This is a genomic window from Clostridium sp. AF27-2AA (assembly GCF_003478505.1).
Classification (GTDB): Bacteria; Bacillota; Clostridia; order Lachnospirales; family Lachnospiraceae; genus Brotaphodocola.
This window is the reverse complement of sequence record NZ_QUFI01000020.1, coordinates 21,894-40,744: the sequence shown is the minus strand read 5'-3', so window position 1 is coordinate 40,744 and position 18,851 is coordinate 21,894. Positions and strand designations below refer to the sequence as shown.

Below are 18,851 nucleotides of genomic sequence, written 5' to 3'. Positions count from 1 at the left end.
CCAAAAGAGCAGGCGGCTTGACTGATTCAGGCCACGAAGGCGTACATCATGATGTAGTGGCAGAGACTTCCGCCCATCACGAACAGGTGAAAGATCTCATGGGAGCCGAAGTAACGGTGTTTCTGGTTGAAGATCGGCAGCTTCAGGGCGTAGATCACGCCGCCCACGGTGTAGATGATGCCACCCGCCAGAAGCCATCCGAAGGCCTGGCGCGGAAGGGCCGCGATGATCTTTCCAAAGGCGAGCACGCAGACCCAGCCCATGGCAATGTAGATCAGGGAAGAAAACCACTTGGGGCAGGTAATCCACAGCGCGTTGATGAGGATGCCCACGGCGGCAATGCCCCATACCAGTGCCAGAAGGAGCCAGCCGGTGCGGTCGCCCAGAACCAGCATGCAGACCGGCGTGTAGGTCCCGGCGATCAGGATAAAGATCATCATATGATCTGCCTTGCGCAGCATACGGTTGATCTTCGGTGAGATATCAAGCGTATGGTAGATGGTGCTTGCCGCATAAAGCAGTATCATACTGGTGATAAAGACGGTAAGAGCCAGTACATGGCTGGAGCCGGGTTCCTGCGCAGCCTTGATGAGGAGCGGGGAAGCGGCACACAAAGCCAGGATCATGGCAATAAAATGAGTCAGGGCACTGCCTGGATCTTTGATTTTCAGAGTCATAAAGATTCCTCCTTAAAAAAACAATGTAGTTTTGAAAACTACGTTTAACTGTTTTCTATACTATACAGCGGCGGGGAGAAAAATGCAAGGCTTTTTCTGGAAAAACTTTGAAAATCAAACTATCTGACAAAATATACCAAAAAGGGAGAACGGCATGCTGAATATACTATATGAAGATGAAGCAGTTTTAGTGGTATGGAAACCGGTGGGAATGGAGTCTCAGTCCGGACGGGGCTTTGATGCGGACATGGTGAGCGAGATCAAACGGTATTTATCCACAAAAAAGGCGGTGGATAATCACAACTTGTCCACAAAGCCTGTGGAGCCTTATGTGGGAGTTATCCACAGACTGGATAAGCCAGTCAGTGGTGTTATGGTGTATGCCAAAACGAAAAACGCTGCTGCGTCGCTGAGTAAACAGGTAGCGGAAGGGAAGATGCACAAAAAATACCTTGCGGTACTCTGTGGAAAACCTGTGGATAATGTGGAAAAGTATGTGGATTATCTGTTGAAAGACGAAAAGGAAAACACTTCCCGGATTGTGGATATGGGGATAAAAGGTGGAAAACGTGCGGAGCTCATTTGCAGGGCGCTTGAGACAAAGCCTGTGGAACCGTATGGGGAGCTGACACTGGCAGAAATCGAGCTTCTCACGGGGCGCCATCACCAGATTCGGGTGCAGATGTCAGGCCACGGTCTGCCACTCTGGGGAGATAACCGCTACAATCCTGCTTTCCAGAAAGGAGATGCGGCAATGTCAGGATCCGCGGCAGAGCGTGCGGCAGAAACCGGCGGGCAGGAACAGATGGAGAAAAAGAAGCGGGAATCTGGCCGCATCCCGCTTCGTGAACGGCGCAGGAGCGGCACAGGACGCAGTGGCCGCGCTCTCCGTGTGGATGTAGCTCTGGCAGCGTATGAACTGGCCTTTACTCATCCGGAAACCGGGGAGAGCATGATCTTTCAGCACAACCCGTCTGGTGGCATTTTCCGCCAGTTCCAGATGCCCGGGCAGCAATGAGTCCATGAAAACAGCCAGTATATTCTGTGCCCGTATAAATCCGGAAAGAGCGGGCAGACTAGAGAATGTACAAAGGAAGTACAGATCAAAAAGCAGGTGAGTCCATGGGTAAACCGACCGAGGTACTAACGATAACTCCATTTACATATGAAAAAAAATGTCGTATACTGGTACTGCTTCACGAAATGAAAAGAAACAGGAGGCAGGATTATGACATTTACCTATCCTGCGGTGATCACACCGCATAAAGACGACGATGGTTTCCATATCGTATTCCCGGACCTGGAACTCTGCGAAGGAGACGGTCCGGATTTAGAGGATGCTCTGGATGATGCCAGAGAGGCAGCCTACAACTGGCTGATGCTGGAACTGGAAGAAGGCGGAGAGTTCCCGGCACAGAGCCATGAGGAAGATATTGAAGTTCCGGAGGGCGGATTTGTACGCCGCATTATTGTGCGGATCAAACTGCTGCCGGACAGCGACTGATCAGAACAAAACTGGCCGGGCTGCTTGCAAAAGCCACAGCCAGTTTTATGCTGGATACAATAGGAGGAGTTGAATCATGAGATACACTGTAAAACCACACGACGTGTGCCCGACATCCCTGTCTTTTGACCTGGAGGGCGACGTAGTAAGAAACGTAGAATTTACAAGAGGCTGTAATGGCAACTTAAAGGCCATCAGCAAGCTGGTGGACGGCATGACCGTAGACCAGATCTACAATACGCTGCACGGCAATACCTGTGGCTACAAAGATACATCCTGCGCGGACCAGCTGGCCCAGGCAGTGCGCCAGTGCTACGAGGAGAGCCAGAAATAATCAGCTCATTTCCCGTGCAAGACGCAGGAATTCCTGCATTTCTTTTGTGACCCATTTATCTTTATGGTAAAAGATCTGCCGCCAGGTCTGCATCTGAAATCCGCGGACCTTAAGCGCGGTCAGCCGTTTCTGTTCTACTTCCCGCCGGATGGTAAATTCCGGCAGAAACGAGATCCCTGTATTTTTTAGAAGCATGTGAATAATGAATTCGGTACTGCCGATTTCCAGAAACGGCCGGATAAAACGGTCTGTAGATGCCAGATACTGTTCTAACATATGACGGTAGCTGGCATCTTTTTCTGTGAGCAGAAACGGAAAACGCAGCACTTCCTCCAGCTCCAGTTCCCGGTTTGCCCTGGCCAGCTCATGATCCGGAGAAGCCACGAAGATATTTTCCTCCGGCTCTTCCAGGGTCTTGCACCAGCGGCTGTCGTAGATGCGCCGGTCTAAGAGATACACGATATCGATGGCATTTTCGTTCATCCGGTTTAACAGAACATCCGGGGAATCCGTGACAATGCTGATGGTGACCTCCGGATAGAGCCTGTGATATTCGGACAGCAGATCCGGAAAGATGGAGGCACAGATGGACTCGATGGTGCCAAGACAGAGCTTGCCATTTAAGGTGGAAGCATCGGAGACCGCGCCCCTGGCCTGCGCTAAGTCCTTCTGGATGGCAACTGCGTACTGATAGAAAACCTGCCCCTGATGGGTCAGGGAAATCTGTTTTCCGATGCGGTCAAACAGGTGAACGCCCAGCTCATTTTCGAGCTGCTTGATCTGGATGGTGACCGCGGCCTGAGAGTAGCCAAGCTGCTTTGCGGCCTTGGAAAAACTCTGGTGCTGTGCCACCTGGAGAAAGGTACTGATTTCACGAAATTCCATAAGAATCCCTTCTTTCATCATTAAAAAATTTTAAACGATATGATAAAAACTTTAAATTTTACATTAATGTAACTATATGTTACAGTAAATTTATCAACAAGGCAAGCCGTAATGATGAATCCGGATGGCCTTCATATCTGATCAATATGAGTAGCCATAAACAAAAGAAAGGTGATAATGAGATGGAAAAGTCAGATCCGCGTTATCAGGCATATATCCAGATCCTGAAAGAAGAACTGATCCCGGCTATGGGATGTACCGAACCGATCGCGCTGGCCTATGCAGGCGCAGTTGCAAAAAAAACGCTGGGAGAACAGCCGGATAAAGTGAAGGTTGAGGCCAGTGGCAGCATCATTAAGAATGTAAAATCCGTGATCGTGCCGAATACCGGTCACTTAAAGGGCATCAATGCGGCAGTGACTGCAGGTATTGTGGCAGGTGACCCGGATAAAAAGCTGGAGGTCATTGCCCAGGTTAGTTCGGAGCAGATTCAGCAGATGAAGCAGTTTATGAAAGAGGTGCCGATTGAGATTGAGCATCTTGCGGGCGGCTGCACCTTCGATATTATTGTAACCGTATACCATGGTGAGTCCTACGCGAAGGTGCGCATTGCGAATTACCATACCAATATTGTTCTCATCGAAAAGAACGGGGAGGTTCTGCGCAGTGAGGCGGTTTCCGATGACAGTGAGGATGGCCTGACAGACCGCACGCTGCTTGACATGGAGCATATCTGGGATTTCGCGACAACGGTGGATATCAACGATGTCAAAGAGCTTCTGGATCAGCAGATTGCATGCAATGTGGCTATTGCGGAAGAAGGATTAAAGAATGATTACGGCGCAAATATCGGAAAAGTACTTCTGGATATGGACGGGGACGATGTCCGTGTGAGAGCAAAAGCCATGGCAGCAGCTGGTTCTGATGCCCGCATGAACGGCTGTGAGATGCCGGTAGTGATCAACTCCGGAAGCGGCAACCAGGGCATCACCACTTCGGTTCCGGTCATTGTTTACGCAAAAGAACTTGGCGTCAGTGATGAGATGCGCTACCGCGCCCTGACGCTTGCCAATCTGACTACCATTCATGTAAAGACCCCGATCGGCCGTCTGTCTGCTTACTGCGGAGCAGTAGGAGCAGGTGCCGGAGCAGGTGCCGGAATCGCATACCTTTGCGGCGGCGGCCTGAAAGAAGTAGAACACACGGTGGTCAATGCGCTGGCAATTGTTTCTGGTATTGTCTGTGATGGAGCGAAGGCATCCTGTGCTGCAAAGATCGCGTCTGCGGTTGATGCGGGAATCCTCGGCTACAACATGTACATCCGCGGCCAGCAGTTCCGTGGTGGAGATGGTATTGTTTCCAAGGGCGTTGAGAATACCCTGCAGAATGTCGGCCGTCTTGGAAAAGAAGGCATGAAAGAAACCAACGACGAGATCATCAAGATCATGATCGGAGAATAAAAGAACCCGTGTTTTTTAAGAAAAGCTCTGAGCCAGAAAAAATTCCGGCGCGGAGTTTTTTCTTATGCCCAAGTTTTACATTTCTTTTCATGGAAAAGCCGGAATAATTGTGGTAGTATAGGTTCATATACCTTTGAGAGAATCGGCCTGACCGGATATTGAAAGAAGAATGACCATGAAAAATAAGACTGGAAAAACAACGCAGCTCCTGCTTATGATTATCATGACGATAATCGTTGCGCTGATCATGTATCAGAATGTAGAAGATAGAAACAGGGCAGTACTTTTTCTGCTGCTGTGCTATTTCCTGTGGAATGTATGGACCATGCGCCAGCTTACAAAAAGCCGGGCGGACACAGTTATGGAACTGGAGCGAAGCACAGTCCTGATCCAGTGCGTCACGGAGCTTTCTTCCCATGAGGATGTAGATCAGGCCATCAACAACCTGTTAAAAATTGTTACGGAATATTTCCAGGGCGACCGGACATACATCTTTGAAATGGATTATGAGGAAAAGCTGGTCCACAATACATATGAGTATGCGGCAGCGGGAGTGACAAAGGAAATAGAGAACCTCCGCGATGTCCCGATCCAGATTATTCAAACCTGGATTGATATGTTCCATGAGCGCAGAATGTTCTATATTTCGGATTTGGACCGGGAAAAAGAGAAGGAAGATGCCCGGGCCTATGAAGTGCTGAAAGCACAGAACATCAACAGCCTGATCGCGGTACCCTTTAAAAAGAACGGAGTAGTGACCGGATTTTTTGGTGTGGACAATCCGCGGGAGCATTACCGTGATTTTGAACTGTTGTCCTCCATCCAGTTTTTTATCATGAACCGTCTGGAAACCAGGAGCCGTCAGGAGCAGCTGCAGTATTTAAGCTACCGGGATATGCTGACCAACCTTTATAACCGCAACTGCTACATCCGCTTTATGGAAGGCTACCGGGGGCAGAAGTTTGAGAATATTGGTGTTGTGTATATTGATTTAAACGGATTGAAAAAAGTGAATGATGAGCAGGGCCATGAAGCTGGAGATTCCTTTATCCGGCGGGCTGCCCAGCAGATCGTCGCTGTATTTCCAGAGCATACCTACCGCATTGGCGGTGATGAATTTGTGGTAATCTATCCGGGAATCCTGGAGCAGCAGTTTGAATTCCTGATGAGCCAGCTGAGGCTGAACGCGCGCCAGCACCATGTGAGCTTTTCCTGTGGAGCAGTCTGGAAAAAAGAGTGCGATTCCCTGGATGCGCTTTTAAAAGAAGCGGACGAAAAAATGTATGAGGAAAAGAAACATTTCTATGAGAAAACAGAACACGACCGGAGACGGAAAATCCGCAGAAGTGAGCATGTGTAGAGAAGGGCAGCAGGACGTCGGCCGCATTAGCGGCAAACAGCAGGATGCCGCCTGCGCCAGTGGGGAACAGGTCATCCGCACCACCGGACGGAATAACTGTGGCGGCCGCTGCGTCATCTGTGTTCACATGAAAGACGGAACGATTGACCATTTAAGTACTGAGCGGCCCTGTGACGCGCCAGAGGGGGAAATTCCCCTGACAGCATGCGTGCGGGGCCTGAATTACCATAAGACTTTTCTTGGCGAAGACCGTCTGCGTTATCCTATGAAGCGGGTGGGAAAACGCGGCGAAGGAAAGTTTACGCGCATCAGCTGGGCGGAGGCGGTGGATACCATCGCTTCCGAATGGATCCGCATCCGCGATACCTACGGTGTTGGGTCTCGTTATGTAAATTATGCAACGGGCATCAGTGCTTTAAACCGCGGAAACAATATGGCTAAGCGCCTGCTGAATTTAGATGGCGGATTTCTGGATTACTACAATTCGTACAGTACGGCCTGCATCCGCCAGGCAACGGACATTATGTATGGCACCAACCAAACCGGTCATAATCCGGAAGACTGGTTAAACAGCAATCTGATTATTCTCTGGGGGCACAACCCGGAAGAAACCAAGTTTGACAGTGTCACCATGAATGTGCTTCTGCGCGCAAAAAAGAAGGGCATTCCCATCATTGTCATCGATCCGAGAAGGAATGACACGGCAGTACGTCTGGATGCGGAGTGGATTCCGATCCGTCCTGCCACGGACAGCGCGCTCATGGACGCTATGGCGTGGGTGATTGTGGAAGAAGGGCTGCAGGATCAGGAATTTCTGGATCGCTGCTGTATCGGCTTTGACAAGGCCCATATGCCGAAGGGCATAGATTCGTCCGAATGTTATCTTTCCTATATATATGGAGAGAAGGATGGGATACCCAAAACGCCGGAATGGGCAGAGCGTATTACCGGAACAGCGGCAGATACCATCCGCAGCCTGGCAAGACGCTATGCCCTGGCAAAACCCGCGGCGCTCATTCAGGGTTACGGCCCGCAGCGCAATGCCAACGGGGAGCAGAGCACCCGGGGCGCCATTCTGCTTGCCTGCATGACTGGCAATGTGGGAATTTCCGGCGGCTGGGCCAGCGGCACCGCAGACTGGGTGGAACATAAAAACCCATCCTGGCCAAAGCTGTCAAACCGTTACAACCGGCAGATTCCGGTTTACTTGTGGACCGATGCCGTGCTGCACGGACATACCATGAACCAGTTAGACGGCGTACAGTGGATTGACGGCTCGGAAGAACCAGTCACACTGGAAAGTGATATCAAGATGATTCTCAATCTGGCTGGCAACTGTCTCATCAACCAGCACGGAGACATCAACCGTACGGCAGAACTCCTGCGGGATGAGAGTAAATGCGAGTTCATTGTGGTCAGTGATCTGTTTATGACAGCCAGCGCGAAGTTCGCGGACATCCTGCTTCCGGGCATTTCCATGTTTGAGTGTGAGAATATCACCATGCCCTGGCAGTATGGCAATTTCCTGGGCTTCAACAACAAGGTGATCGAGCCGCTTTACGAAGGGCGGTTTGAGTATGACTGGTTTTCCGAGGTGGCAGACCGCCTGGGATTAAAAGAGCAGTTTACCTGTGGCCGTACCGCGTCGGAGTGGCTGGAATATTTATATAAAGAGCTGAAAAAAACAGAAACAGAACTGCCGGATTATGAGATTTTTAAGAAGCAGGCGCTGTTCCATTATCAGAAGCAGCCAATTCGGCCTGCTTTCAAAGAAGAATGCCGCGATCCGGAAACGCATCCGTTTCCTACAAAGAGCGGAAAGATTGAGATTTTTTCTGAGAAGGTCTACCGGACCGAGTTTAAAGAATTTATGCCGGCCATTCCGCGCTACGTTCCGCCGGTGGAGGGAGCGCAGGATCCTTTGGCAGAAAAGTATCCGCTGCAGCTGACTGGCTGGCACACCAAGCGGCGCTGTCACAGTATCCACGACAATAACCAGGACATGCACAGGCTGGATCCTCAGACTCTGTGGATGAACCCAGCGGATGCTGCAGCCCGGAATCTAAAAGACGGGGATCTGGCAGAGGTATTCAATGACCGGGGACGGATCCGGATGCCGGTGCGCGTCACTGACCGGATCATGCCGGGCGTGACCGCCATCTCCCAGGGCGCATGGTACCGGCCAGACAAAAACGGAACCGACACTGCCGGTTCCATTAACGTGCTGACATCCCAGCACCCGACCCCTTACGCCCGGGGTAACGGGCAGCATACGAACCTTGTGGAGGTGATCCGTTATGGTCTATGAACTGACCGTTCAGTCTGTAAAACTGAAATCAACCCTGTTCACTCCGCCGTCCCGGCTTATCAATACCTGTGAAGTAACATGTGCCATCGGCATGCTGTACAAAAAAGCAGGCCAGCCCATGCCGGAGGTGAAAGCGGGAGACAACCTGGGAAAGCTCATTGAGGGCATCCCGCAGCAGGTCTACGACGCGGAAGGCGGAAACCTGTCCGAAATCGTTCGCAACTACACCTGGTTCGACAGCGATGAAGTGACGGAAGACGCAGCCATCATGCTTCGGATGGGGTATGAATTAATATAAAAATTTAAGAATATTCATGAAAGGTCCGAAGCAGGCCGGGGTGGTATCCCGCTGCGCAAAATAGAAGTGCCGTGTTCGGACGATGTGGCTGACAGCCGTTTGCGGATAGTCGGACTGATCGTCCGCCTCCCGAAAACGTCAGTCGCCACATAGCCGGATACGTTGCACTTCTATTTATGCTACGCAGGATACCCCCCCGCCCTGCTTCTGCTTTCCTGCTATTCTACGGTAATAAAAAACACAGCCAGAATGCTACTGGTAAAAAGCTGAAATTCCAGGCTTTTATCAGTACCGTTCTGGCTGATTTTATTTCTCTCTTAGCGGGAGCAATACAGCAGAAGCCGGTTATCCCGGCATTCCCGGCTTCGGACCTTTATTGCTATTGCTTTTAATTGCAATTTTAATGAAACTTCCGCCGTACTACCTCCGCAATCAGATCTGCGGTTCCTTCTACGCCGAGCAGGGAGGAATCGATCATCAGGTGCTTGTGCAGCGGGTCGGAGGGGGAGTATCCTGCGTAGCGTTTGTGGTAGGCACATCGTGCTTTGTCGACTTTCATGATGGTGCGTTTAGCATCCTCTTCGGACATTTCCAGCGCATTCACGCAGTTTTCCAGCCGTGCCTTGTAAGGCGCGTAGATGAAGATGTTCAGAACATTCGGTTCATTCTGCAGCAGGAAATCGGAGCAGCGGCCCACGATGATGCAGCTGGATTTCCGGGCCAGATCCAGAATGATGTCTTTCTGAACATCAAAGATCATATCCTGGATGTATTGTTTGTCGGTGCCCAGGGGAAACATGTGGGCGAAGAAGTGGTTGTGGGAGCTTTCCTCTGCGTCGCTGATCTGGGAGACCGGCAGGTTTAACTGCTTTGCAACCTCATCCACGATATCCCGGTCATAGTATTCAATGCCAAGCTTCTGAGAGAGAGCATGGGCAATGGGACGGCCCAGGCTTCCGAATTCCCTCGTAATGGTGATGATATATTTATCCATGAATCAGCCCTCCTTAAGCGGTCACAATGGTTTTCTGATATCCTCTGACAACACAGCTGAGCGTGAAGCAGATCACAAAATAGCAGATTGCCTCAAAGGCCAGCAGCATGATCATGCCGCGGACATCGTAGATGCTGCCCATGACAATGGCACAGTTACGCATGAATTCGGCTACATCTACCATCTTCAGGAAGGAAGTATCCTTGATGATGGTGATGACCTGGCTGAGCAGCGCCGGGATGACTTTCTTGTAGGTCTGTGGAAGGACGATGTACCACAACGTCTGCAGGAAAGAGAAGCCCTGGGACTGGGCTGCCTCAAACTGTCCCTTCGGGATGGAGTTTAAGCCGCCGCGGAAGATCTCAGCCATGACAGCGGAGGTGAACAGGGAGATGGCGAACACGGAAACTGCGATCTTATTTCCCTTGATGGTGAAATAGATCCAGAGAATCCACAGCAGGTTTGGCGTGCAGCGGAAGAATTCCGTGTATACAGCAACAAGGGCAGAAGCCCATTGGAACGGTCCGTTCGCGTAGGTGCGGATCAGCGCCAGGATGGTGCCGAAAAACATGCTGATAACGGTGGCCAGTACTGCGATGGCGACGGACATGGCAAGACCCTTCAGCATAAAAGTGACATTGGCAAAGGTGAAAATCTGATAAAACAAAGCTAACATAAGCCATCCTCCTTAATCACGATTTTTTTCGGCGCCGGAAGACGCATGGAACGGATCTCCAGGTAACGTCCAAGGCGGGCCAGCGGGAAGCAGATGATAAAATACAGCAGCGCGCTGGTGAAATATGCCTGGGCAAAGTATCCGCGGTCAGCACCCCAGGAGTCGGTGTAGTACATCAGATCCATTCCGGCTACCATGGCCAGGATGGAGGTGTTCTTTACCAGGTTCAGTGCCTGGTTTGCCAGCGGTGGCATGATGATGCGGATCGTCTGGGGAAGAATGATGTAGTACATGGTCTCCAGATACGAAAAGCCCTGGGAAGCGGCGGCTTCCGACTGTCCCTTCGGCACAGCCTCGATACCGGTACGGATAACCTCTGCGATGTAAGCTCCATGGTATACCCCAACCCCGATAACACCCAGAACAAACTTTGGGATACGAAAGCCGGAATTGGAAAAGAGGAGTGGAAGCACGGAGTAGTAAAACAGGATCTGCAGTGCCAGCGGTGTGTTCTGCAGAAACTCCACGTAAATACGTGCGAGGATTTTTGCGGGTTTAAATTTCATTGTAGAAAATGTACCGAACACAATTCCCAGGAGCAATGCGACCAGAAGGCCGACGATGGAAATCTTCAGAGTCATGATAAATCCCGGCACATAATATTCAGGGAGCGCTTTCCAAAGCGCGGCCCATCGTTTTCCTTCTAAGAGACCTTTGATCATAATACTCATCATCCTTTGCTGTATCAGATTTTTATAAAATCAGAGAACGCGCCAGTGACGCGTTCTCCTCCATACTGGATTTTTAGATTGTCTTGCGTTGTATTACTGTAAGTTCCACTGTTCCTGCAGTGCTTTCATGGAACCATCAGAGATCATGGAAGTTACCTTCTCATCTACCAGCTCAGCAAGACCGGTATTCTCTTTGGCAGATGCAACGCCGTATTCCTGCTCGCTGAAGCGGTCATCCAGAATGTGGTTGGAATCATTTACATAACCGGAAAGGATCGCGCGGTCTACAGAGAAGCAGTCAATCTGCTTGGTAGCCAGTGCCTGAGCTAGTGCCGGGTAGCCGTCAAACTCCTGGAATTCCGGATTTACGTTGAGGCCTTTTTCCTCTACATAGGCTTTGAAGCCGTCCTTGGTGGTGGAGGACTGTGCAACACCGATGATCTTGCCATCCAGGTCTTCAATGGACTCGATTCCGGAATCGTTGTTTACCAGAAGGCCAACTGCGTCCGTGTAATACGGTGTGGAGAAGTTGTAGGTTTCTTTTCTTTCATCGGTAATGGTGAAGGTTGCGATAACCAGGTCAATCTCGCCGTTCTCCAGAAGCGGTCCTCTGGTCTTTGCGGTAACACCCTGGAATTCTACCAGCTTTTTATCTTTCGCTTCCTCCGGAGTGCATCCGAAGATCTCACCTGCAATGTTGTAAGCCAGGTCATCCTCAAAGCCCTCATATTCACCGGTTGCGGTGTTCTGAAGGGAGAAGTTTGGAACATCCGATTTGCATCCTACTTTTAAAACGCCGCGGTCAACGATCTTCTGAACATCTGCGCTGACATCACTGGAAGCAGCGGTAGTATCTGCTGCTGCTTCGGAGGCTGCTGCAGTGGTTTCTTCTGCCTTTGCGGTGGTTGCTGCAGCGGTGGTCTCAGATGCTGAGGAACCACATCCGCCTAACAGTGCGGCCATCATAGCGGCCATGGTCATGGCAGTTACTTTTTTCATGCTCTTTTTCATAATTTCTTTCCTCCTCATAGAAAAAATTAATGTAAAATTTTGCTTAAGAACGCTTTGGTGCGCTCATGCTCCGGAGCGGTGAAGAAATGCTCCGGTGTCCCTTCCTCAACAATGTATCCGCCGTCCATGAAGATCACCCGGTCAGCGACCTGTCTGGCAAATCCCATTTCGTGGGTGACACAGATCATGGTGATGTTTTCCCTGGCCAGCTCGACCATAACATTTAAAACCTCCTGGACCATTTCCGGATCCAGTGCTGAGGTAGGTTCATCAAAGAGAATCAGCGGCTGATTCGTGCAGAGCGCTCTGGCAATGGCTACACGCTGCTGCTGTCCGCCGGAAAGCTGTACCGGATAATTTCCGGCCTTGGCCTTTAATCCAACGCGGTCCAGACATTTCAGCGCAGTGGCTTTGGCCTCTTCCTTCGGCACATGCTGCAGCTTGATCGGAGCCAGCGTCAGGTTTTCCAGCACGGTCAGGTGCGGATAGAGATTGAACTGCTGGAATACCATGGAAGAATATTTCTTGGCCATTTCCAGATGGTTCTTTTTGGTAACGGGAGTTCCGGCAATGGAGACGGTGCCTGCTGTCGGATCCTCCAGATGGTTGATGCATCGGATAAAGGTAGATTTTCCGGAACCGGAGGGACCGATGATGACCAGCTTCTCGCCTTCCTTTACAGTCAGATTAATATCTTTCAGGACCTCCAGGTCACCGAAATTCTTTTTCAGATGTTCGACTTTTACCATGTCAGCCATATCATTCACCTTCCAGAGCTGCCGGTAGATCCGGCACATCTGGCCTTTCTGAAAAAATGCAAAAGGGCGCTCAGAGAGTGAAATCTCCAAGCGCCTTTGCCTGTTTTATTGATCCGGAATGTGCTGCGGCACGGTTTTCCTGATCGGTTTGGGTCTTAAGTTTATGATTTGCATTATAGGCAGACGAAAATAAAATGTCAAGTCAAAAAACCAGACTGGATTTGACAGAAATTTGCTGTTTTACACAAAAATAAACAGATATAATGTTATGGAATAAAAGGAGCAGAGAGTCTGCCTTCCCTTGACAAAGTGCGGAAAATGGCTTAAAATCAAGCAAGAGAAAACGACAGTGAAGAGGATTAGTAAGCAGACATTACATCACAGAGAGAGGGCTATCTGGTGCGAGGCCGTCATGTCCCTGGAAGCTGAACCGGCCTTGGAGTCCTGCAGTGAACTGCAGCGTAGTTTCCGGCGTTAACGGAGCATAGAGTGAGCGCTCCTGCATGCATTGCAGCGCTAATCAGGGTGGTACCGCCGAATTTATCTGGTCATTCGGTCCCTTGTCAGAAATGGCAGAGGACCGGATGATCTTTTTATATGGTAGGAAATTGCGTCCTATCATATAAAAACGCTCCGCGAGGATGCGCACATTTTTTTCATTAAAAATAAAGGAGAGTTATCATGGCAAAGGATAAGAAATTAGTAGAAGCCATCACATCCATGGACGAGGATTTCGCCCAGTGGTATACGGATGTGGTAAAAAAAGCAGAGCTGTGTGATTACGCAAGCGTAAAGGGCTGCATGGTCATCAAACCGGCTGGTTACGCAATCTGGGAGAACATCCAGCATGAGCTGGACCGCCGCTTTAAGGAAACCGGAGTTCAGAATGTATATATGCCGATTTTCATTCCGGAGAGCCTTCTGGAGAAAGAAAAAGATCACGTAGAAGGCTTCGCGCCGGAGGTTGCATGGGTAACCCACGGCGGCCTGGAGCCGCTTCAGGAGCGTCTGTGCGTGCGCCCGACCTCAGAGACTCTGTTCTGTGATTTCTATGCAAAGGATATCCACTCTTACCGTGACCTGCCGAAGGTATACAACCAGTGGTGTTCTGTAGTCAGATGGGAAAAAACCACCCGTCCGTTCCTGCGTTCCAGAGAGTTCTTATGGCAGGAGGGCCACACCGCTCACGCAACCGCAGAGGAAGCTGAGGCAAGAACCATCCAGATGCTGAATCTGTACGCAGACTTCTGTGAGCAGGTACTGGCTATCCCGGTAATCCGCGGTCAGAAGACCGATAAAGAGAAATTCGCAGGCGCAGAGGCTACCTACACCATCGAGTCCCTGATGCATGACGGAAAAGCACTGCAGTCCGGAACCAGCCACAACTTTGGCGATGGTTTCGCAAAGGCATTTTGCATTCAGTATGCAGCAAAGGACAACACCCTGCAGTATGTTCATCAGACCTCCTGGGGTATGACTACCCGTATGATCGGTGCGATCATCATGGTACACGGCGATAACAACGGTCTGGTACTGCCGCCGAGAATCGCTCCGACTCAGGTTGTGATCGTTCCGATTCAGCAGCAGAAAGAGGGCGTTCTGGATAAGGCCTTTGAGTTAAGAGATGTTCTTTCCAACTTCAGGGTAAAAGTGGACGATTCCGACAAGAGCCCGGGCTGGAAGTTCAGTGAGTCTGAGATGCGCGGAATCCCGGTACGTGTGGAGATCGGACCGAGAGATATCGAAAACAACGAGGCGGTTCTGGTTCGCCGTGATACCCACGAGAAGATTACCGTTTCCTTAGATGAGATCGAGGCAAAGGTAAGCGAACTCTTAGACACCATTCAGAACGATATGCTGGAGCGCGCAAGAGCACACCGCGATTCCCACACCTACGTTGCAACCGCCTACGATGAGTTTGTGAAAACCATCAACGAGAAACCGGGCTTTGTAAAAGCTATGTGGTGCGGCGATCAGGCCTGCGAGGACAAGATCAAAGAAGACACTGCAGCAACCTCCCGCTGCATGCCGTTCGCGCAGGAGAACCTCTCCGACAAGTGCGTATGCTGTGGAAAACCGGCCAAGAAGATGGTTTACTGGGGCAGAGCATACTAAAATTTTATATTCCGATATTTCAAAGGGACCCTGGAAAGAGCCACATATGGCAGCCTTTCCAGGGCCCCTTTTTGTATGATGGGAAATTTATGTCCAGAAATTCCGGACCAGTTCAATAAAGTACTTTGCAGCCTCGCTTAAGTAGCCGTTCTTGCGGTAATTGGCCGCAATGTCCCAGGATGGGTGAGTTGGAAATGCAAAACAGCTGATCCCTTTTGGCAGTCTGCGCACATAGTATTCCGGCACTACGCCGCAGCAGAGATTTGCTTCGATCATGGACAATACCGTGTTGTTGCTGGCGGTTTCAAACAGCACATTCGGGGTGAAGCCGGACTTGCGGAAAATCTCATCGGTGATGGCCCGGATGGTAGATTCCTTATACATCAGAACGAAGGGTTCATACTGAAAGAGGGTCAGGTTTGCGATGGGGAAAGGTGCGGATGCTGTCTGTGTGGCTGCCAGCTGCTCAGCGGCCGGGTGAATGCTGGGCACCAGAAGAAAAATTTCTTCCTCACCAAGCTTTATGTACTCACTGTCGGTTCTCTGGCGTTCGGAAAGTGTCTGAAAACCAATATCCAAGTTGCCCTGGGATATCATCTGCTGCTGGCGATGCACGCTTAGTTCATGAGGTTCCACAATGACGTTGGGATAAGCCTGGTGAAAAGACGGGTAGACATGGGTAAACATTTCGCTGCCGCGGCCTGGGGTAAATCCAATCGAGAGGCGTCCTTTCTTGGCATCGGTCATGTCGTTGATGAGGTTGTAGGTGCGCTGCTTAATCCGCAGGATTTCCCTCGCGTTGTCTAAATAAACCTGTCCGATTTCGGTGGGGCGCATATCCACCTTACTGCGGTGGAAAAGCGGTGCGCCCAGCTCCTTTTCCAGCCGCAGAAGCTGCTGGTTTAAGGCGGACTGGGTCACGAACAGCTTCTCCGCCGCGCGGGTAATGCTGTGCTCATCATCAATTTTCACAATATATTCAATCTGTTTTAAATCCATAAGAAATGCCTCCGGTTACGCATGCTTCTGTTCCTCCCATTCATTGTAAAGCTCCTTCCAGGCATCAGCAAAGTGTCTGGATATCGCGGTTGGGTTACGCCGCAGGATAGACGGGCGGACTATAGGCTTTTTGCTGTTTAAGAGACGGGCGGTATCGGCCATCTTTTCGTTCAGGGAGCTGATACGGGCTGCCAGAGCGGCTTTGTGAGCAACAGCAGTCTCAGCCAGTTCATCCCGGCGTGCGGCCACAGTCTCTTTGTGGGCTGCAACAGCCTCTTCCAGCGCTTCCCTGCGTGCTGCAGCCTTCTCTTTGCCAGTTTCCACATTTTCGGCAACAGCTACACGCAGTTCTTTTTTTGCGTTCTCAATATTCTGGGCGGTTTCAGCTTTTAACAGGGCAAGCTGTACTTGCATTTCCTCCAGCTCGGCCCGCAGCTTCGCAACACTTTCCAGTGCTTTGGCCAGGCTGAGCGCTTCCTTCGTGGACTGGATGGTATCCATGACAAAGCATCCGCTGACTGCGCCTAAGAGGCACCATTCCAGTGCCGGAGGCAGGTTCAGAACAAAGTGTTCAATGGGTTTGTGAATGACCTCAGTCATAAAAATCGTTAGAAATCCCCAGGCAATCGAAGAAGTCAGGCAGATGTAACCGTGGAGGTTAAATTTCTGGTTGCTGTAATCCCAGTAGCGGACTTTGAACAGCCGCTCCATCACATAGCCGGTTACGTATTCCAGCAGGGTGGCTGCCACCACGCCAGAGCAGTAAACCAGGAACAGATTGTTTTTGACGGGCAGGGATACCCACAGCATCATCACCGCCCCGGTGCCGTACAGAGGCAGCATGGGAAGCCGCAGGAAGCCGCGGTTGACGAAGTGATGCTGCTTTAAGGAAACGTAGGTGGATTCAAAAACCCAGCCGCAGAAGCAGTAAATATAGAAGAAAGTAAGCCAGTGATACCAGGCGTAAGTGTACATAATCTTAGTCCTCTCTTGCTAATCAACAATTTTCCTCAGTTTAGCATATCCGAAAAAAACCTTCAATACACATTCCACGCCTTTTGTTTAGAAAGAAAACATGGACAAATGATATTTGCCTGTGCTACAATCAACAAAAATGTAGTTACATAAATTGTAGCTGGATAAAAATGTATTCACTGAAAAGGGAGAAAGGAAAGAAAGCTATGAACTTAACATATCAGAGCACAAGAGGCGGAGAGAGCGGACTGACTGCATCTCAGGCAATCTTAAAAGGACTGGCTGACGACGGCGGCCTGTTTATGCCGACTTCAATCCCGAAACTGGATGTAACGATGGAAGAGCTGGCAGGCATGACCTACCAGGAGACTGCATACCGTGTCATGAAACAGTTCTTAACAGACTTCACCGAGGAAGAGCTGCGTTACTGCATCGACCACGCTTACGACAGCAAGTTTGACACGGAGGAGATCGCTCCGCTTGTCAAGGCGGACGGCGCTTATTATCTGGAGCTGTTCCACGGAAGTACCATCGCCTTCAAGGACATGGCACTGTCCATTCTTCCGTATCTGATGACTACCTCTGCAAAGAAGAATCATGTGGAGAATGAAATCGTTATCCTGACTGCAACCTCCGGAGATACCGGTAAGGCTGCTATGGCTGGTTTTGCGGATGTACCGGGAACCCGTATCATCGTGTTCTATCCGAAGGGCGGCGTCAGCAAGGTTCAGGAGCTGCAGATGGTAACTCAGAAGGGCGCCAACACCGCGGTTGTCTCCATTCACGGCAACTTTGATGATGCCCAGACCGGTGTGAAGAAGATCTTTGGCGACAGAGAATTTGCTGCAAAGCTGGCTGCAAAGGGCTTCCAGCTTTCCTCCGCAAACTCCATCAACATTGGCCGTCTGGTCCCGCAGGTGGTTTACTATGTTTATGCTTACGCCAAGCTGGTGCAGAACGGAGAAATCCAGAACGGTGATCTCATCAATGTGACTGTTCCGACCGGAAACTTCGGCAATATCCTGGCTGCCTACCTGGCAAAACAGATGGGCGTGCCGATCAAGACCCTGATCTGCGCATCCAACGACAACAAGGTTCTGTATGATTTCTTTAAGACCGGAACCTATGACCGCAAGAGAGACTTTATCCTGACCAATTCTCCGTCTATGGATATCCTCATCTCCAGCAACTTAGAGCGGCTGATCTATTTAAGCACTGGTTGTGACGCTGCGGTCAATAAACAGCTCATGGAAGATCTGAGCACGAAGGGAGCTTACACCGTTACCGATTCCATGAAAGCTTTTATGAAGGACTTTGCAGGCGGCTATGCTACTGAGGCTGAGAATGCTGCAGGCATCAGGCATCTGGCAGATGAAACCGGATATATCATTGATACGCATACTGGCGTGGCTTCCTGCGTATATAAAAAGTATGTGGCAGAGACCGGAGACAAGACTCCGACCGTCATTGCGTCTACCGCAAGCCCGTACAAGTTCTCCCACAGCGTTATGGCAGCTGTGACAGGCAAAGAGGCAGAAGCCGATGAGTTCGCTTCCATCGACGCCCTGTGCAAGGCATCTGGCGTAGCCATCCCGCGCGCAGTGGAGGAGATCCGCAACGCAGAGATCCGTCACAACAGAGAGTGCGACGCAGCCGACATGGAAAAGACAGTGGCAGAGATTCTGGGCTTATAATTCGTTATCTGCTTCACAAAAAACTGTTTTTGTAATATAATAAAGACAGTTGTAAGCCTATAGCCTGTGTTT

The 18,851-nt window shown here is 50.4% G+C and carries 18 protein-coding genes and 1 other annotated feature; of the genes, 9 read left to right on the top strand and 9 right to left on the bottom strand.

Features of this window, described 5'->3' with window-relative positions; translation table 11 throughout:
- Window positions 1–26: 26 nt before the first annotated feature.
- Window positions 27–677 carry a hemolysin III family protein gene (locus DWY84_RS11715; RefSeq protein WP_118533503.1) on the bottom strand — a complete coding sequence of 217 codons (651 nt, stop codon included), beginning with the start codon at window positions 675–677 and terminating at the stop codon, window positions 27–29.
- Window positions 678–831: 154 nt separating this feature from the next.
- Between DWY84_RS11715 and DWY84_RS11710 the strand changes: the two genes are divergently transcribed.
- From DWY84_RS11710 to DWY84_RS11700, 3 genes are all read left to right on the top strand, one after another.
- Window positions 832–1,695, top strand: coding sequence for an RluA family pseudouridine synthase (locus DWY84_RS11710; RefSeq protein WP_118533501.1), 864 nt, complete (start codon window positions 832–834; stop codon window positions 1,693–1,695).
- A 210-nt stretch (window positions 1,696–1,905) separates the two neighbouring features.
- Window positions 1,906–2,181 (top strand): type II toxin-antitoxin system HicB family antitoxin, encoded by a 276-nt coding sequence (locus DWY84_RS11705; protein WP_118533499.1) that lies wholly within the window; start codon window positions 1,906–1,908, stop codon window positions 2,179–2,181.
- A 76-nt stretch (window positions 2,182–2,257) separates the two neighbouring features.
- Entirely contained in the window at window positions 2,258–2,515 is a 258-nt protein-coding gene (locus DWY84_RS11700) for a TIGR03905 family TSCPD domain-containing protein (RefSeq protein ID WP_118533497.1), read from the top strand.
- Here DWY84_RS11700 and DWY84_RS11695 read toward each other — a convergent pair whose 3' ends face one another.
- Window positions 2,516–3,400: a LysR family transcriptional regulator gene (locus DWY84_RS11695; RefSeq protein WP_118533495.1), complete on the bottom strand. Its 885-nt coding sequence runs from the start codon at window positions 3,398–3,400 to the stop codon at window positions 2,516–2,518.
- Window positions 3,401–3,582: 182 nt separating this feature from the next.
- Here DWY84_RS11695 and DWY84_RS11690 point away from each other — a divergent pair, with 182 nt between their 5' ends.
- The 4 genes from DWY84_RS11690 to DWY84_RS11675 all read left to right on the top strand — a co-directional run bounded on the left by DWY84_RS11690 (window position 3,583) and on the right by DWY84_RS11675 (window position 8,826).
- Entirely contained in the window at window positions 3,583–4,860 is a 1,278-nt protein-coding gene (locus DWY84_RS11690; RefSeq protein ID WP_118533493.1) for an L-serine ammonia-lyase, iron-sulfur-dependent, subunit alpha, read from the top strand.
- A 175-nt stretch (window positions 4,861–5,035) separates the two neighbouring features.
- Window positions 5,036–6,220 carry a sensor domain-containing diguanylate cyclase gene (locus DWY84_RS11685; protein ID WP_178716364.1) on the top strand — a complete coding sequence of 395 codons (1,185 nt, stop codon included), beginning with the start codon at window positions 5,036–5,038 and terminating at the stop codon, window positions 6,218–6,220.
- A complete protein-coding gene (locus DWY84_RS11680; RefSeq protein ID WP_178716363.1) occupies window positions 6,165–8,528 on the top strand; it encodes a DMSO/selenate family reductase complex A subunit in 2,364 nt (787 codons plus the stop codon). Before DWY84_RS11685 ends, DWY84_RS11680 begins: the two co-directional genes overlap by 56 nt.
- A complete protein-coding gene (locus DWY84_RS11675) occupies window positions 8,518–8,826 on the top strand; it encodes a DUF3837 family protein (protein ID WP_118533487.1) in 309 nt (102 codons plus the stop codon). The genes DWY84_RS11680 and DWY84_RS11675 overlap by 11 nt, the downstream gene beginning before the upstream one ends.
- A gap of 400 nt (window positions 8,827–9,226) precedes the next feature.
- Here the strand turns inward: DWY84_RS11675 and DWY84_RS11670 are convergent, their stop codons facing one another.
- The 5 genes from DWY84_RS11670 to DWY84_RS11650 all read right to left on the bottom strand — a co-directional run bounded on the left by DWY84_RS11670 (window position 9,227) and on the right by DWY84_RS11650 (window position 12,987).
- Entirely contained in the window at window positions 9,227–9,820 is a 594-nt protein-coding gene (locus DWY84_RS11670) for a cytidylate kinase-like family protein (RefSeq protein WP_118533485.1), read from the bottom strand.
- A gap of 13 nt (window positions 9,821–9,833) precedes the next feature.
- Entirely contained in the window at window positions 9,834–10,496 is a 663-nt protein-coding gene (locus DWY84_RS11665; protein ID WP_118533483.1) for an amino acid ABC transporter permease, read from the bottom strand.
- Window positions 10,490–11,218, bottom strand: a complete 729-nt coding sequence (locus DWY84_RS11660; RefSeq protein ID WP_118533481.1) for an amino acid ABC transporter permease — start codon at window positions 11,216–11,218, stop codon at window positions 10,490–10,492. Before DWY84_RS11660 ends, DWY84_RS11665 begins: the two co-directional genes overlap by 7 nt.
- A gap of 102 nt (window positions 11,219–11,320) precedes the next feature.
- Window positions 11,321–12,238, bottom strand: a complete 918-nt coding sequence (locus tag DWY84_RS11655; protein ID WP_118533479.1) for a transporter substrate-binding domain-containing protein — start codon at window positions 12,236–12,238, stop codon at window positions 11,321–11,323.
- Between the two features lie 26 nt (window positions 12,239–12,264).
- Window positions 12,265–12,987 (bottom strand): amino acid ABC transporter ATP-binding protein, encoded by a 723-nt coding sequence (locus tag DWY84_RS11650; protein WP_178716406.1) that lies wholly within the window; start codon window positions 12,985–12,987, stop codon window positions 12,265–12,267.
- A gap of 349 nt (window positions 12,988–13,336) precedes the next feature.
- Window positions 13,337–13,560: a binding site (T-box leader), on the top strand.
- 117 nt (window positions 13,561–13,677) lie between these two features.
- Here DWY84_RS11650 and proS point away from each other — a divergent pair.
- On the top strand, window positions 13,678–15,111 hold the full coding sequence (gene proS / locus DWY84_RS11645; protein ID WP_118533477.1) for a proline--tRNA ligase: 1,434 nt from the start codon (window positions 13,678–13,680) through the stop codon (window positions 15,109–15,111).
- Between the two features lie 87 nt (window positions 15,112–15,198).
- On the opposite strand, the gene DWY84_RS11640 is transcribed toward proS, so the two are convergent.
- Together DWY84_RS11640 and DWY84_RS11635 are read right to left on the bottom strand one after the other, a co-directional pair.
- Window positions 15,199–16,110 carry a LysR family transcriptional regulator gene (locus tag DWY84_RS11640; protein WP_118533475.1) on the bottom strand — a complete coding sequence of 304 codons (912 nt, stop codon included), beginning with the start codon at window positions 16,108–16,110 and terminating at the stop codon, window positions 15,199–15,201.
- A 15-nt stretch (window positions 16,111–16,125) separates the two neighbouring features.
- Window positions 16,126–17,085, bottom strand: a complete 960-nt coding sequence (locus DWY84_RS11635) for a hypothetical protein (protein WP_118533473.1) — start codon at window positions 17,083–17,085, stop codon at window positions 16,126–16,128.
- 206 nt (window positions 17,086–17,291) lie between these two features.
- Between DWY84_RS11635 and thrC the strand changes: the two genes are divergently transcribed.
- Entirely contained in the window at window positions 17,292–18,779 is a 1,488-nt protein-coding gene (gene thrC, locus DWY84_RS11630; protein WP_118533471.1) for a threonine synthase, read from the top strand.
- Window positions 18,780–18,851 lie beyond the last annotated feature (72 nt).